Source organism: Alteromonas sp. BL110 (assembly GCF_003443615.1).
In the GTDB taxonomy this organism is placed as follows: domain Bacteria; phylum Pseudomonadota; class Gammaproteobacteria; order Enterobacterales; family Alteromonadaceae; genus Alteromonas.
The window spans coordinates 4425510-4441867 of sequence record NZ_CP031967.1; the positions used below are offsets into that span (position 1 = coordinate 4425510).

Here is a 16358-nt window from a genome sequence, read left to right on the forward strand (position 1 = left end):
TCAGTTTGGCTCATCAATGTGACATCTTGATGGCAACCTATTCAAGAAACGCCTAGATAAAAGCGTAAATCACACAAAATCAGCAACTTGATTAAGGGTCAATTTAGCTCAATCAATTGCGAATAAGTGACAATTATCTAAAGCGCCCTACTTATTCCATCAAATCGTCATATAACTGTCATGCAGCATTCTTAGGGTACTTAGTCATTAACTTAGCACGTACTTAACACGCCTTTTGACTGTTTAATTGACTGGAAAATAAATGAAAATTAAAACCGCCTATTCATCTCTTACACTTGCTTGCATAACGGCATTGGGTCTCACCGTGGCTTCACCTGTTTCAGCTTCTGATGGCATAATTATCGGCTCCGTTAAAGATGCTGCGAAGGCACGCAGCTATGCCGGAGCACAAATAAAAATTATCGAATTAGGACTTAGCACCGAAGCAGGCAGAGATGGTACGTTTCGCTTTCCATCTATTCCCGAGGGTACTTACACATTAGAAGTTTCTTACCTTGGTGAACAAACCATCACTCAAGATATTAAGGTGACAGATAACGGCATCGCCCGCGCAGCTGTAGAGCTTGGCAACGGAGACACTATTGATGAAATATTGGTACGCGGACAACGAAGCGGACAAGCAAGCGCAATCAATCAGCAAAGAGCATCAGACCGCATTTCTTCCATTATATCAGCTGATGCTATTGGACAATTTCCAGACCAAAATGCTGCAGAGTCGCTGCAACGCTTACCTGGCTTATCTATCGAGCGAGATCAAGGTGAAGGTCGTTTCGTTGGGATCCGTGGAATCGACCCTAACCTGAATAACGTAACCATCAACGGGTTAAATATTCCTTCACCGGAGTCAGGGGTACGTTCAGTGGCACTCGACGTAATTCCGTCTGAGCTTATTCAAACCTTGGAAGTATCTAAATCTGTGACCCCAGATATGGACGGCGATGCAATTGGTGGCTCGGTAGCCGTTAAGAGCGTAAGCGCCTTTGACAAAGCGCGCGATACCGCTAGCGTGACGGTACAGGCAAGTCAAAACGACTTGCGTGATCAAATCAGTCCAAAGTTGTCCGGGACTTTTACCAAAAAACTTTCATCAAAATGGGGGGTGGCTGGCGCTGTCTCTTATTTTGACAGAGACTTTGGTTCAGACAATGTAGAAAGTAATGGTGATGATGAACTTGAACAGCGTCATTACACCATCACCCGCGAGCGTTTAGGTAGTGCATTAAATATTGATTTTCGCCCCGATTTCAACAACCAGTATTTTCTTCGCACACTCTATAGCGAGTTTTCTGACGATGAATTTCGCCAGGGCAACATATTTACGTTCGATAGCGAAGACTCGGAAATAGAAAGAGAAAGTAAAGACCGTTTCGAAAGCCAAAGTATATTTACCGTGGCGTTAGGTGGTGAACATCAATTAAAAACTTGGGCAGCCAACTGGCAACTTGGATATGCGAAGTCTGATGAAGACGAACCCGACGCCCTGTACTACGTCTTTAAAACTGAAAATGACAGTATTGACGCAGACCTAAACACAATTCGCCCTACTGTCTCACAAAACGCGGATGCCATGGACTTATCAACCTACGAGGTCGATGAGATTAGCTTTGAAGATAACTATACTAAAGACACCGAAACCAGCATTAAATTCGATGTAGCACGCCCTCTTAATCTTGGTGGTTACATTGGCGAATTAAAAATGGGGTCTAAATACCGCAGCCGAGAAAAAGACCGAGACAGCAGCATTGCAATTTTCGACGGTGACTTTGACGAGGTAGATGCTTCTCAGTTTGGCGCTGCAAGTCCAGGCTATTCACTCGATGACTTCGGACCAGGGCTCGATCGAGGTGAAATGCGCAGTTACTTCAACGACAACCGCGGTAGTCTAGAATTAGACAGCCTAAATTCTGAAGTAGAGTCTCGCGGTGCTACCTATGTAAATGAAGAAGATATTTTTGCTGCTTACATCATGGGTAGCGTAGACATTGATAAGCTTCATCTTGTTGCGGGTGTTCGCTATGAGCGCACCGACTTTTCTACATCTGGTATGCGAGTAGAGCTAGTAGAAAACGAAGAAACCGACGTTGAAGAAGTCGTTAACACACCATGGGAAGCGGAGCGTGACTATAGCCACTGGTTACCCAGCTTGAACGCTAGGTATACTTTTTCAGATAAACTTCAGCTTCGCGCCGCTTATACGCAGACTATCTCAAGACCTAAATTTGAAGACGTAGCGGCATTCCAAATCATTGAGAGCAAAACAGAAGAAGACGATGGCGCATTTGTCACTGAGCGCGCAGCCGAAGTTGGCAACCCGGAGCTTCAGCCTTATGAAGCACAAAACCTCGATTTATCGATTGAATACTATCCAGGCGATATTGGCGTTATGTCAGCAGGGTTGTTCTACAAGAATATTGACAACTTTGTTGTATATGCTGATGTTGCTGGCACCACAGGCTGGGAGGGTTTTGAAGAAGTTGTACAGCCAATAAATGGTGACTCTGCCAATTTAACGGGCTTAGAACTTTCTTGGGTAAAAGCTTTCAATAACGGCTTTATTGTTTCTGCTAACGCCACCTTTACCGACTCAGAAGCGACAACTTTCTTAGACGGCGAAAAATTCGAAACTCATTTACCGAACCAGTCAGACCGCATTGGCAACTTAACCATTGGATACGAAGCCAATGACTTCAGCGTGCGTTTAGCTACCACCTATAAGAGTGACAATTTCGAAGAAATTGATGGCGACATGCTGAGATTCGAAGACGACCACATTCAGGTTGATTTCATGGCACGCTACTACATTAACAATAGCTTACAGGTCTATTTCAACGGCATTAACTTGGGTGACGAACCCTTCTACAACTATTTTGATACGCGCAGCCAAAATGCACAGTATGAAGAGTACGGGCGCACCTTTGAGCTTGGCTTTACCTGGCAGCTTAATTAAGTACGTTTATCAATAGTTAATTAGCAAGGATGAGGTCATATGTTGTTTGGCCTCCCCATTTCAATTAGTTCTCTTAAGACCATGCTTTACTTGTACGGTAGAGCATGTGCTTATACTTAGAAAGTTTCAGGACAATAATAACAATGACCAAACAGCGTCACATTCAATACTCTTATAGAGTTAAAAGTAAAATAGCAACGATTTTAAGCGCATGTTTAGCTTTATTTAGTTGCGCAGCCGCCAATACAGCGAATATTGCCGCAGACAGCAACAACTGGCTAACAAAAAACGACGACCACGAATTAGTACTACCGCTAACAAAGCTTGAAAGCGGTTTTACCCTAACCCTGCACTACAAAGCCAAAAATAACGAAGACACCCATGCTAGTACCCAGCAACTTACTTATGATGACTCCCATGTCAACAATAGCGGCAAGAACCCCCGCCCTAAAATTCAGAAAGGAACACGGGCTAAAGGTGCTTACGAAGACATCCATACAAGCATAACAAACAACATAGACACCCACGTAAAAACTGAGAAAAACACTTACATAGACACCCATGTTATCAATATTATCGTGAAAGAACTCGAGGGTGTCTCATTAAGTAATTCGTTGGGAAAGGAAAAATTCATTGCGGGGAATTACAACGTAGTAAATGCTGAAGTTGTATTACATCAAACGAAGCAATGGGTGTCTTTGGTAATGTTTAACAACGATACTCAATACATAGAAGCTTACCGCATTACCCCAGAGACCCTTGACGTTAACCAACAATCAAAGCAACTAACTAAAGGGTCTGAAGCTATTTGCGCTGCAACATTGGGTGATGGTGAATTAGAAATCATCAACATTGATGCTACTGGCACACTACATCAGTATGAAGTTCACAACGGAAGCTTTTTGTCGCTTCGCGACTTTGCGATAGGACCGGGTATTAAAAGCTGCGCCCTAAATACCGATACTGAAACCTTATATCTAGCCGACGAATATGCCGGCGTTTGGCAGCTAGATACCAATATTGAAAGTGAGCTAGCGAAAAACCTCATTTTTTATAATCAAGATGTTGCTATTGAAGGTGTGGCAACCCTGCCATCCATTCGAATGCAAGACGGCATGGGTGTCACCCCAATGCATTCCACCCCAACGCAAGATAACATGGGTGTCTCTGCTTGGGTTACACCAACGCAAGGAAACATGGGTGTCTCTGCTTTGTTTCTACCCTCAATATCGAAGCAAGATAGCGTGGGAGTCTCCGCTTGGGTTAGCCCCGCTGTCAGCGGAGTGTGGTTTCAAGCCCCATGTCTGACGCAGTTTGTCTCGCTTGTTTATGATGTAGGAGATGGCAACTCGGCATTTAAGGTAAACAATGCAGATGGTAAAACTACCTTTGTTCAGCCTGAATTCGTCCATTTATCGCTAAATAGCGAAGAACAAACCATTTCTCTTATTGTTGATGATGACCAATCAGGTAACTTTTTTTACACACAGCTTTCATCAGAATTAAGCAACGCACTACTCAATAGTCAGTGCGACACCGGTCTTGCAAACGTCACTAGCAGAGACACCCATACAAAAGCCACCAATACAAACGAAAGTGAGTATGGAATTATCAGTGTTACACCTGAAATCGAAACCGAACCGGTAGAAAATTATGGTGATGCTGCTGACGACCCAGCCATTTGGGTTAACTCACTCATCCCAGAGCAAAGTCGCGTTTTCGGCACAGACAAAAAAGGAGCCCTCAATAGCTACGACTTATCCGGTAAGCTAATCCAAAGCCTGCCTGTAGGCAGAGTAAATAACGTTGACGTGGGATACCGTGTATCTGTTGAAACAAAAGACGTTCAAAAAAGTGATACTTCGACATTTGATATTGCAGTAGCATCAAACCGTTCAAATAACAGTCTGTCAGTATTTGAAATAGATAAACGCGGGGACATGGTTCACCTTGGTGATATTAGCACTACGCTTAGTGATATCTATGGCTTGTGTATGTTTGTATCAAACGGCGTAGCCCAAGTGTTTGCAAACGATACCAGCGGACGCTTTGAACGATATCATCTATCTATTAATACAGCCAAAACCCTCAATGGGCGCTTAACACAGTCATTTTCGCTACCTTCACAACCTGAAGGATGCGTGGTAAATACTAAAACAAATACTGCCTACCTCGGTGAAGAAGGCGCTGGTATATGGGCTTTGAACGTGAGCTCAAGTAACGAAGAGCCTCGCTTCATTGCGAAAATAGTGGCGCCTGTAGAATCAGATGTAGAAGGGCTGGGCCTTTTCGATGTAGACGCCCAACCCTACCTTATTGCCTCTAGCCAGGGCAATGATAGTTACGCTATCTATAAAATTCACCGCGAAAAACCTGATGCACTTAAGTTTATTGGACTCATTCAAATCACTGCCGACAAGGCCCGGCAAATAGACGGCGCATCAGAAACAGATGGGCTTGATGTAACCAATGCGAACCTTGGGGAAAGATTTACCGAGGGCCTTTGGGTGGTTCAAGATGGCCGAAACGTAATGCCCAGCCAAACACAGAACTTCAAGTTAGTAAGTGGTACGTCGCTAAAAAATTCAATAAGAAAACTTGCTGAAGATACCGATAGATTTATGTAGTTTTGTAACAGATAACGTTAGTAAAAAGAGAAATTAAAAAGAGGCGTTAAACATGTTATCGCCTCTTTTAACAATACAAGGTCTCTTAATCAGAAATGGCTTAGAGCCGGCAGCACTAAGGCCGCACTAACAATCGGATACTGCGTTGCCAAATTAGCTAACCCGCTCGCTGGTACCCGTCATTTAATTGAACGTCAATAGCGCGAAGCACGGCCGTTCGGTTAATTGAGCCTAAAAGCACGCCATCATCATCTACAACCGGGTAAACCCGTGGCTTTTCCTTAAGCAACAATTGCGCTAGTTCTATTACTGACATGTAAGGCTTAACCGAAACCACCGGCGTTTTCATGATTTCCCCTACCCTACAAATTTGTTCGCGATAGTAGCTAGAGGCAATCATTTGAGCGATACAGTCTTGTTCGGATAAAAAGCCCACGACTTTTCCCTTTACATCAAGTACAGGCCCACCACTTTGCCCATTAGCTAATAGCACTTCAACAGCCTGCGCTACCGGCATATCGACATGAAGCTTGACAGGGTGAGTATTCATATAATCACTGACTTGCAACGATTCCATTTTCGATTCTCCAGCCGTGGCGCCTAATGTGACCGATACTGCGACTATTGGGCGTTACGGCACTTCAATTATTATTAACCACACGTGAAAGCAATTTTCGCTATCACTTTAAGATTAGACGTTTCGTTGAATACAAGCCAGTAAATTTAACATTAAAGTAACAACCGCTTTTAAATGTTTAGTCTTTATAAATCGCCACGGTAACTTCGCCATTTATGTCAATACTCGCGCGATACATACCCGCTGAATTAAACGGCATCGCGATGTTTCCTTTTGCATCAATAGCAATTACTCCACCATCACCACCGGCTTTCATCAGAACGTCATTGACCACTGAATTCGCAGCGTCATTTAACGTTACCCCCAGATACTTCATTCGCGCACAAATATCTGCGGCCACGTTGTACCGAATAAAATATTCGCCATGCCCGGTAGCCGATACGGCGCAACTTTCATTGTCAGCATAGGTGCCTGCACCAATAACCGGGGAATCGCCAATGCGTCCATATCGCTTCGCCGTCATCCCACCTGTTGACGTTCCTGCAACGATGTTGCCTTCACTATCCAATACCACCGCCCCTACGGTTCCAAAGCGCTCATTACCCTGTTGTAAACCGTAACCAATAGAGGCTTGCTCCATACGAGCTTTCGCTTTATCTAAAGCCTGCTTGCGAAACTCAGTATCAAAAACCGAATTATCCACTTGCTCAAGACCGTTTTGTTTCGCGTATTCTTCAGCACCTGCTCCTGATAGCATGACATGAGGAGATGCGTTCATTACAAGAAGTGCCGCTTCGATTGGGCTTCGAATTGTTTTCACGCCCGCCACCGCTCCAGCATTTTTGCTGCCACCATGCATTATCGACGCGTCGAGTTCATGTTCACCGTCAAACGTGTACACAGCCCCGATACCGGCGTTAAACAATGGTGAGCTTTCCAGGATTTTGATGGTTTCTACCACCGCGACTTCCCCTTTTTCACCTTCTTTAAGTAAGGTATAACCATGTCTTACCGCGTGAGTTAATACTCTTATATAATTCGCCTCTTTTTCAGGTGTCATCGACGACTTTAAAATGGTACCCGCTCCGCCATGAATGGCGATGGCAACCTTTGGGCTTTGTTGGTGAGTATTAGCCGCTGATGCGTTAGTACTAACAATTGCTAGCGAAGCTGCTAAAGCACTGATTGCACACAGCGTATGTCGAACTTTATTGGACTGATGGAAAATGCGAGAAAGGTTCAAACGGTTAACTCCTTTAAAAGTGAAAAAACACCGCTTATTTTCGAGGCATATAAACCAACACAATTAAGCGACGTTATTATCGTATTTATAGCGAATTAAGATGACACACTGAAAGATGATAATCTAGGCTACTTCAAGAAGTTCTAAAAAGGTATTGAGATCGTCGCCGATAGATGGGATTAACGCCTTTACTTTTACCCAATCTGCTACTTTTGATAACTCCCACAGTGCTTCAAAATCTTTTTGTAACTGCACTGCACCAATATCTGCAGACATTCCTTTAAGTTTAAGAGAGAGGACTTGTACTTGTGCAAAATCCTGTTCCTCTACGGCCCTATCTAAAAGCTTAAATTTTTCAGGCGCGCTTTGAGAATAAAGCTCGCAAACCCGCGAGAACAACGCCTTATCTCCCATAATGCGAGCTATCGCATCCTCTTTTTCCCAACAGTCATTATCTATTGCATTCGCCCTCTCGTTAGAAATACTTTCAGGCTTACCTAACGCGTCGCCAAGTTCAGATTGAACAAAAACATCATCGCTAGCATTATTTTCCGGTGAATGGTTTATTACGTTCATAGACTCATCAGCGCTTTGCTCCAAGTCTCTATCGATAGCGCCAAGCAGGCTGTCTACCAAGGGCGGCACCGACGCACTATTACTTGTTTGCTCTAGGGGTTTTGAAAGAGGAGTTTTTGTGCGCTCGCCAATTTGGGTATCAATTTCTGAATTTTTAAGCTCGATGCCAGCTAGCTTGGTCACTTGATTAACTAGCCACTGCCTTACTTTCGGTATGAGTACATCTGCAATAACCGGTTTGGTTGCAAAGTCGTTCATCCCTGCTGCTAAGCACTTTTCCTTCTCGCCTAGCATAGCATTTGCCGTCATCGCTATGATGGGTACATCAACATGCATGGCGCCTGCCTTTCCCTCTCGAATAGCACGAGTTGCCTCGTAGCCATTCATTTTAGGCATTTGGCAATCCATCAAAATACTGTGAATGCGACGGCCTTTGTCATCGCATTTGCGCAGAAAAGCAATCACTTCTTCCCCGTCAGCACAGGTATATAATTTACAAGGTAAGCACTCTAATACGCCCTTAGCCACCTCTCTGTTTATCATATTATCGTCAACGATAAGTAATCGTGAGTTCTCTATGGAAAAGTGTGGTTTGACTTGCTCTTCGGCCCTAGCTTCGTCTTCTAATGTACTGCTATGGCTGTCTTCATAAGTAGCTTTATTAATTAGACCACTATATTTAACAGCATCTAAACCTTGCTTAACCGTAACAAACGTAGAGCGGAACAGGGGCTTGGGTAAATACAAAGGCGTTAAATGCGTAAACTCATACGGAGCGCCTTCTAACTTTTGAAGAATATAGACAACGGGCATTTTGCTAGCTTTTCCGTCCTTTTCGCAGCGTTCCCATTCTTTATCGAGTTCACCAATTAAAGCGCTCGATTCATCTAGTAAAAGAATGTTGTAATCTTCCCAAGGAATCGCGCTAGCGGGTGTATCTAATACGTGTGGAGTAGCACCTACGTATTCAGCAAGTTTACCTATATGCGCTTGTAGCGGTAAATAAGCAGAAGAGACACCCACTTTAATATGACTAAGTAGTGACTTTTCTTCTCGTTCAATTTGGTCGGAGTTTGCTGACTTACCTGATGCAGTATCGGGAACCGAAATATAGAACGAAAACTTACTTCCCATTCCTAACTCCGATTCAAAGGTAATATCCCCACCTAATAATTGGCATAACTGCTTGCAAATAGATAATCCTAGCCCTGTACCGCCGTATTGTGTCGCCACTGAGGCATCAGCCTGGGTAAAGGCAGAAAAAAGCTTGGGCTGGTTGTCCTTTGCTATACCAACCCCCGTATCCTCAACACTAAAATGTAACCGCTGCACACCAGATACCGGTTCGCTCAAAAACAGTGTGAGCTTAACGTGCCCCGTTTCGGTAAACTTAATCGCATTGTTTAGCAGGTTGCTCAATACCTGGTTAATTCTGTGGGGATCTGAGTTAATTTCTATTTTCGGTACTTCTGATGTATCCACCAGTAACTCTAGTCCTCTACCTGCCGCTTTGATAGCGAACACTTTAGCAATAGACTCGATAAGTGAGAGTAATTCGAAACTTTGCTGGTTAATATCCAGTTTTCCCGCCTCTATTTTTGAAAGATCCAGTACATCGTTTATAAGCACGTTTAAGTTGTTACAGCTGATTTCCATCATAGAAACCAACTGCTCTGCCTTTTCGTTAAGTGGTTGGCGTTTTAATAGAGCTAATGAGCCGACTACCCCGTTAAGGGGTGTGCGCATTTCATGACTAATATTAGAAATAAACGAACTCTTTACCTTACTTGCTTTACGCGCTTCTTGCGTGGCCTCAACTAGCTCTTTTGTCCTACTAACCACTTTTTCTTCAAGCCTTAAGTTGACTCGTTCAATAGCGTCTTTCGCTTTCTGCTCATCTGTAACATCTCTTATTACTACGGCAACACCTGAAAACTGTAAATGCTCTCCCCATATCGTCGACGCGGTGATCAATAGCGAATGCTCATCGTTATCGTCATCGACATAAGGCTTGTTAAAGGTGACTTGCTTACCACCTTTAACAAGCACATCTTCTAGTCCTAACAAGGATAATGGAGCAAAAGATGAATAGTGATGATTGATGATTATTTGAGGAGGGATCCCAAAAAGTGACTCCGCAGCTTTATTCCAGCTTTTGACAATGCCGGTGGAGTCCACACTAAAGATGGCATCTTTTGAAATATCGACAATAGCAGCAGATTCACCGCGCACTTTAGCTAATTCAATATTCTTTGTATTGCTGCGATATACAAAAAGCAAAATACTGACAAAGATAATCGAGACGATGCCAATCACGCTATAAACGCTCAGTCGCTTTTCGTTTATCAGCGCACTAACTTCGGATTGCGGTAGAAGTATGTGAAGATAAAAGGTAGCGCTCTGATCTTTTGCACCAATTGTGAACGCCCGAGAGACAGCATAGTGTACGCCCTGAGTTTCATCTTCAGGCGTAATTTTGGTTCGCCCCTTGAATTGGGGTACAGAGAATTCGCTTTGCCATGTTACAGAAGGGTTTAAGTCTTTAGAAAAAGATTTTTGACCGTCAGGATGTAATACAAAATACCCTTCACGGTCAGTGACGTAAAGCGTCTGGTTGGTAGTCAACGTTTGGGTCATTTGAGAAAGCAGGTACTGCGCATTGACGTTCATAATTAATAAACCGTAACGCTCACCACTTTCACTAAAGATGGGTAAGGAAAGCCGAATTACGCTTTTGTAAGGGTACTCCAATTTTCCATATTCGCGATTTAAGTTAATACCCGAAATGTAAAACTGGCCTTGATTACTTTTTACACTTTCAATGAAGTAATTTCGTGATGCTTTCGCCTGTAAATCACTACTATTGGCGATTAGAACACTCCCGCCTTCGCGCTCCACCCTTAAAAATTCGTTTCCCTCTACATCTGCCTTAATGACCCTTAACTGATCAATCTCTCTATTGTTTTCAATAAAGGCAACGAATATGGTTTCTAAGCGATGCTTCCACTGGTCGAGCGTTGTGCCATCTTTAGGGTCTAATTTATCATTCTGGGTTGCTCGAACTATGCCGCTTATTGGCGGTGTCTGATGCAAAAAATTAAGCGCATTAAGATATTTCACCACCTGCATTTCGGCGACGTTTTCCACGCTTAAGGCGCTTTTCTCTAAAGCCTCAAAAGCCTGGCTTTCCGCCGTCGCTTTTATATTGCTTTCAAACAAACTAACAACTAACACAATCAGCAAGGTAGCAAGAACAACTGCCAATATAAAAGTGCTTTTAGCTTCGTTAAACGCAGGTTTAGATGGTAGGACCGACAAGCCAATAATTTCCGTATCACTTGTAATAACTTAAAGCTAGTCAGAGATGTTTTGTTGCGCAAGTTTATAATGAAAAACCTTATATAAAATCGAAAGACAAAACCGTGAGTTACAGCGACACTTTAGCGTTTTAAGCCTCTGTAATGTTGGGCATAAAACCAACAGCATTTGGTATTAAAATTGTCGCGGTGTACACTGCGTGCAAGGTTTTACTAATAAGCAATGGTGGTTATGCACGCACCTACATTTTTGTGGCACGATTTTGAAACATTTGGCACTAGCCCACAAAAAGATCTCCCCTGCCAATTTGCCGCGGTAAGAACAGATATGGATTTAAATGTTGTTGGAAAGCCCATCAACGTTATGAGCGCCATTGCTAATGATTATCTACCTCACCCAGAAGCATGTTTGGTTACCGGCATTACGCCGCAGCAAACAATAAGAGATGGTTCGAACGAGTCGGATTTTGCAGCGCGAATTTACCAAGAGATGTCTACACCAAACACCTGTAGTGTAGGATTTAACAGCATTCGCTTTGACGATGAAGTCTCGCGCTATCTATTTTACCGTAACTTCTACGATCCCTATTCACGGGAATGGCGAAACGGAAATAGCCGATGGGATATTATTGATGTGGCAAGAGCGTGTTATGCGCTTAGACCTGAAGGAATTAATTGGCCAGAACGAGAAGATGGTACACCTAGCTTCAAATTAGAATCGCTCACTGCTGCAAATAACATTGGTCACGAAAATGCACACGATGCGTTGAGTGATGTCTATGCAACCATCGCCTTGGCAAAGCTTATCAAAGAAAAGCAGCCTCGTTTATTTGAGTATGCACTCTCGCTACGCAATAAACATACGGTTATGCAGCAAATTGACTTAAGCAAACCTTCAGTACTTTTGCACATATCCTCTAAATTACCGGCCTCTCAGGGGTGTTGCACTTGGGTAATGCCAATCGCTAAGCACCCAACCAATTCTAATGCGTTTATAGCAATAGATTTGTCCCATGATATAGACAGCTTGCTAAACGACTCGGCCGAAGAGATAAGACAGGCGCTTTACGCACCAGCGGATACGTATTCAGATGTTAAAGATCGCCCGGGCCTTAAACTCATTCACATTAATCGCTCCCCTTTTATTACCACAGCCAAAGCGATGACTGAAGAAAACGCCGCTAGGTTAGGTCTTGATCGAGAACGCTGCCTAGACAATTACAAAACACTCGCAGGCTCTACTGATCTTGCTGCTAAGCTTGTAAATGTGTACGACGAAGAACTCAACAGTACAGAGCATGACATAGATCACGCCTTGTATAGCGGTGGTTTTTTAAATGACGAAGATAGACGTTGGTGCGAGCGTGTTATTAATGCTAAGCCTGACGACCTCGCTACGCTCAGCGGTGAAACCCAGCATGAAGGTTTGCGAAAACAGCTTTTTCGTTATCGTGCGCGCAACTACCCTAATACGCTCACCGCTGATGAGATGACAAAGTGGCAGTATCACCGTCAAGCTAGACTAACAGACCCCGCGTTTGGCGGCTCAATTACCTTAGAAAACTATTTGATGAGGCTTGAGGCGTTAGCTCACGAACACAGTGACAACCCTGACAAGCAGGCCATACTGCGTGCCCTGTATCAGTATGCTAAAAACCTTTGACGGAGGTTTTATAACATCATAAATTAATGATAGTTGAACTGAGGCGGTAAAGGATAAAACGTAGTCAAGGAATTGATGACATCCGCCGATAATAACAATACACGCGCGTAAGGGAATAAGAAGTCATGAATGGCGTTACAATAAGCTTCGACAAATCAAGAACCTATATAAACATTATGCTCACCCCTTCTGAATTTACATCAGAAGTGGATATTCGTGAAGTTAGGCAGCAATTGGAAAGCGGCGAAACCAAGCGCCTTTATGTGTCAGAAAAAGCGTTGAAATCTGCCTGTGAGACGGCAAACCATTACTTTAAGACGGGTGATGGGACCGTGGTTCAAGAACGTATTGGCGAACGCAAAAACGCAGAAGTTGAATTTAGGGTGCCTGAAGATGGCATGATCGCAAACTTAGTTCTTACTACCCCCTATGGCGGCAAACTCCCATCTCTCGCGACAGTTAAATCGTTAGCGGTTAAAAATAGAGTGATTCGAGGTGTGAGCACTAAGAAAATAGACGCGATGCTAAAAGCAGCTAGGAATGCTGCACCCGGCACCGTTTTAGAGGAAACCATCGCCAAAGGGCTTCCTGCCCGAAATGGAAAAAATTCAAAGTTTATTCCCCTTGTTCCAAACGCGCTCGAACGAATACTTAAACCGCAAACAAACGAAGGCGAACGCGTTGACATGCGCAACTTAGGCGAAGTGATATGCGTGAAAATAAACACGCCTGTTCTGCGCCGTACTCCACCTACTAAAGGGCGTTCAGGCTTTGATGTGAAAGGAAACACAATCTCTGCCGCTCAAGGCGAATGGGTGGATTTTAAAATGGGTACAGGAACGGTGTTGTCTGATAGCGACGCAAATCTATTAATGTCGGCGATTTCAGGGATGCCTAAATACCGTGACCAAGTTATGAATATTGATGACACCTTTATTTGTAATGGCGTTAACGTCGGGTCAGGGCATGTAAATTATGAAGGTGCTGTATTAGTCAATGGCGATGTCACCGAGAAAATGCAAATTAAAGCAGCAGGTGACGTTACTATTAACGGTTTCGTAGAGTCGGCTTATATTGAGTCTGGCGGTGACATTATTATTACCGAAGGTGCCATGGGTAAGGTGAACGATAAGCAAGGTGACTTCCAGTGCAAACTCGTAGCCGCGGGAAGCATTCACGTTCAGCATGGTCAAGGCATTGATATTCAGTGCGTTGGAAATATTACGGTCGGCAGGCAACTTGCGTACAGCCGACTGCGCTGCGGTGGTGCGGTAATCGTGGGGCAAATTGATAAACCCATGGGTAATTTATTTGCCTGTGACATTATTAGTCAAGACCGTGTTGAAGCAGGTACGCTGGGTGCGGTTTCAGGAAGCACGTTGAAAGTCGATTTCAGTCCAGGCTTTAACCAACTACTCGAGCGCAAAGATTCACTTGATGAGTTATTAAGGCAGATTCGAGAGAATAACTTAAAACACAAAGAAAAAATTGCCCTTATTCAGGGTAAGAAGATCCCTAAAGAACTACAGCGCAAGGCGGCAGAGGCCCTGGAGCTTTTTAACAATGAAAGCGCGCTTCTTGAGTGGCTAGAGAATAAAGCTAACGACGTTAAAGCCGCGAAAGAAAACTATCAGACGGATATTAAGCTTATTGCAAACAAGAGGCTCTACCCTGGTGTTTCCGCTAAGCTAAATAATAGAAATTGGCGTTCTGAGCGAGAGTACGATCGCGCTCAAATTCACTACGATTCGCATCAATGGCATTATGAGCCAATAATTTAAGGGATGTTTAGGCATGCGAAGTCCGGTTTTTCAGGCTTCGCACATCTACTTTTCTATTTAGCTGTAGGATAATCCGTTTTTACTGGGCAATGGTCACATTGCCGTAGCCTTGCCGCTTAGACTGATAAAGCGCTTTTATGGTGCGCTCAAGCCAGTCAGGAAACTCTTCTGAATCTCGCAATTCAGCCATGCCGATGGCAGTTTTGTATTTATTGCTTAGAAGATAATGAGTATCCATACACTCTAACAGCCTGTCTGCAAGAATCTTTGCTGAGTCTAATTGGGTCTGTGGACAAAGCACAACGAACTGCTCCCCAGTGAACCTTGAAACAACATCGACCTCTCTTACTGTATTAAGGCAGTTTTGGGCGGCCGTCTTCAACACTTCGTCTCGAATAGAAGGGTCGTGAGAAAATTGATTTTCATCAACAGGCGTTAAATCAATCGCGATTAATGTAGCGGTAGTATGAAACCTATGGAAGCGCGATATCTCTTCTTCGGCTCTTTGTATCATATGATTACGGTTATACAGACCTGTAATTGTATCGTGGGCAGAAAGAAAACCTAACGTTTTGTTTCTCTCTAACAAAGTGGCTTGAAGCGCACTTATCTCTTCATTTTTTTGTTGAATTATACGCTTGTAGCCGCCCACGTGGCGGTTTCTCGAAATTAGCCACAACAAGCCCAATAATACGATTGCTGAACTCAATATCATCACGGCATAGTTGCGGCTGTAACGAATTTGCACGTTGTTCCACTGTTTGTAGATTTCTACTTTCTTCGTCTCTGGAACCCGTTCAATTGCCATATTAAGTTTATCGACTAAATGCCCGAACGACTTATTAACGCCGAATGCGAGAGAGTCAAAGGGTTCGGCGTAACCAACAATGTGTAAATCTTCAAGCTCAAGGTTATTAATGTGCATATTCACACTCATCAATGAGCCTACCATTACGTCAAATTCACCGTTGGCGAGTTGCTTAAGGCCCTCTTCCTCAGATGGGATGAGTTTTAGCCGCAAACCGGGATAATAACGAGAAATATACTCTACTTGGCGATACCCCTGCACAATACCTACTGTACGATTACCGATACCTGAATACCCCTGCAGCATAGGCATGCCCGCTCGGGCAACCAATACATTTGGCGCCTCAAAATACGGCACACTAAAGTCTAAAAACTGCTTGCGATAATTAGACGTGTTCATCATCGGAATGACTTGGCATTTACCTTGTTGAACGAATTCTAGGCTTTCCTGCCAACTCTGTGTAGGAACTAGCTTGAACTTAAGCTCGCTGAGTTCAGCAATTAGCTGCATATACTGAGCTGAAATACCCACGTGGATGCCATTTCTTATCGCTTCATAAGGCGCCCAATTGGGGTCAATACAATAGGTTACTTCGATTGAATTTTGAGATGCTAATGGTTGCTCTGGTGCGGCTTGCAAGAGTGCACTAAAAGCGGCTCCTACTAACAACACTGTGCAAACCAGTTTTTTTCTTATTTTTCTCAACTGCACACCCAAAAAAGAATAATTACATCAATAACAAGTCAACCGCGAAGTATTAGGGTTAAATGCACAAAATGCAATAAATTCGATTATTTA

The 16358-nt window shown here is 43.6% G+C and carries 8 protein-coding genes; 4 read left to right on the forward strand and 4 right to left on the reverse strand.

Annotated features, from left to right (window positions below):
* Positions 1-262: 262 nt before the first annotated feature.
* Together D1814_RS19255 and D1814_RS19260 are read left to right on the forward strand one after the other, a co-directional pair.
* On the forward strand, positions 263-2968 hold the full coding sequence (locus tag D1814_RS19255; RefSeq protein ID WP_118495243.1) for a TonB-dependent receptor: 2706 nt from the start codon (positions 263-265) through the stop codon (positions 2966-2968).
* Positions 2969-3111: 143 nt separating this feature from the next.
* Entirely contained in the window at positions 3112-5595 is a 2484-nt protein-coding gene (locus tag D1814_RS19260) for a phytase (RefSeq protein ID WP_118495244.1), read from the forward strand.
* A gap of 157 nt (positions 5596-5752) precedes the next feature.
* Here the strand turns inward: D1814_RS19260 and D1814_RS19265 are convergent, their stop codons facing one another.
* The 3 genes from D1814_RS19265 to D1814_RS19275 form a co-directional block, all read right to left on the reverse strand.
* Positions 5753-6172: a CBS domain-containing protein gene (locus tag D1814_RS19265; protein WP_118495245.1), complete on the reverse strand. Its 420-nt coding sequence runs from the start codon at positions 6170-6172 to the stop codon at positions 5753-5755.
* Between the two features lie 178 nt (positions 6173-6350).
* Positions 6351-7415, reverse strand: a complete 1065-nt coding sequence (locus D1814_RS19270; RefSeq protein ID WP_118495246.1) for an isoaspartyl peptidase/L-asparaginase family protein — start codon at positions 7413-7415, stop codon at positions 6351-6353.
* Between the two features lie 123 nt (positions 7416-7538).
* Positions 7539-11309 (reverse strand): ATP-binding protein, encoded by a 3771-nt coding sequence (locus tag D1814_RS19275; RefSeq protein ID WP_118495247.1) that lies wholly within the window; start codon positions 11307-11309, stop codon positions 7539-7541.
* A gap of 231 nt (positions 11310-11540) precedes the next feature.
* Here D1814_RS19275 and sbcB point away from each other — a divergent pair, with 231 nt between their 5' ends.
* Both sbcB and D1814_RS19285 read left to right on the forward strand, forming a co-directional pair.
* Positions 11541-12971, forward strand: coding sequence for an exodeoxyribonuclease I (sbcB, locus tag D1814_RS19280; protein WP_118495443.1), 1431 nt, complete (start codon positions 11541-11543; stop codon positions 12969-12971).
* A gap of 125 nt (positions 12972-13096) precedes the next feature.
* Positions 13097-14752: a FapA family protein gene (locus tag D1814_RS19285; RefSeq protein WP_118495248.1), complete on the forward strand. Its 1656-nt coding sequence runs from the start codon at positions 13097-13099 to the stop codon at positions 14750-14752.
* 79 nt (positions 14753-14831) lie between these two features.
* Here D1814_RS19285 and D1814_RS19290 read toward each other — a convergent pair whose 3' ends face one another.
* Positions 14832-16232: a diguanylate cyclase gene (locus D1814_RS19290; protein ID WP_118495249.1), complete on the reverse strand. Its 1401-nt coding sequence runs from the start codon at positions 16230-16232 to the stop codon at positions 14832-14834.
* Between the last annotated feature and the right edge of the window lie 126 nt (positions 16233-16358).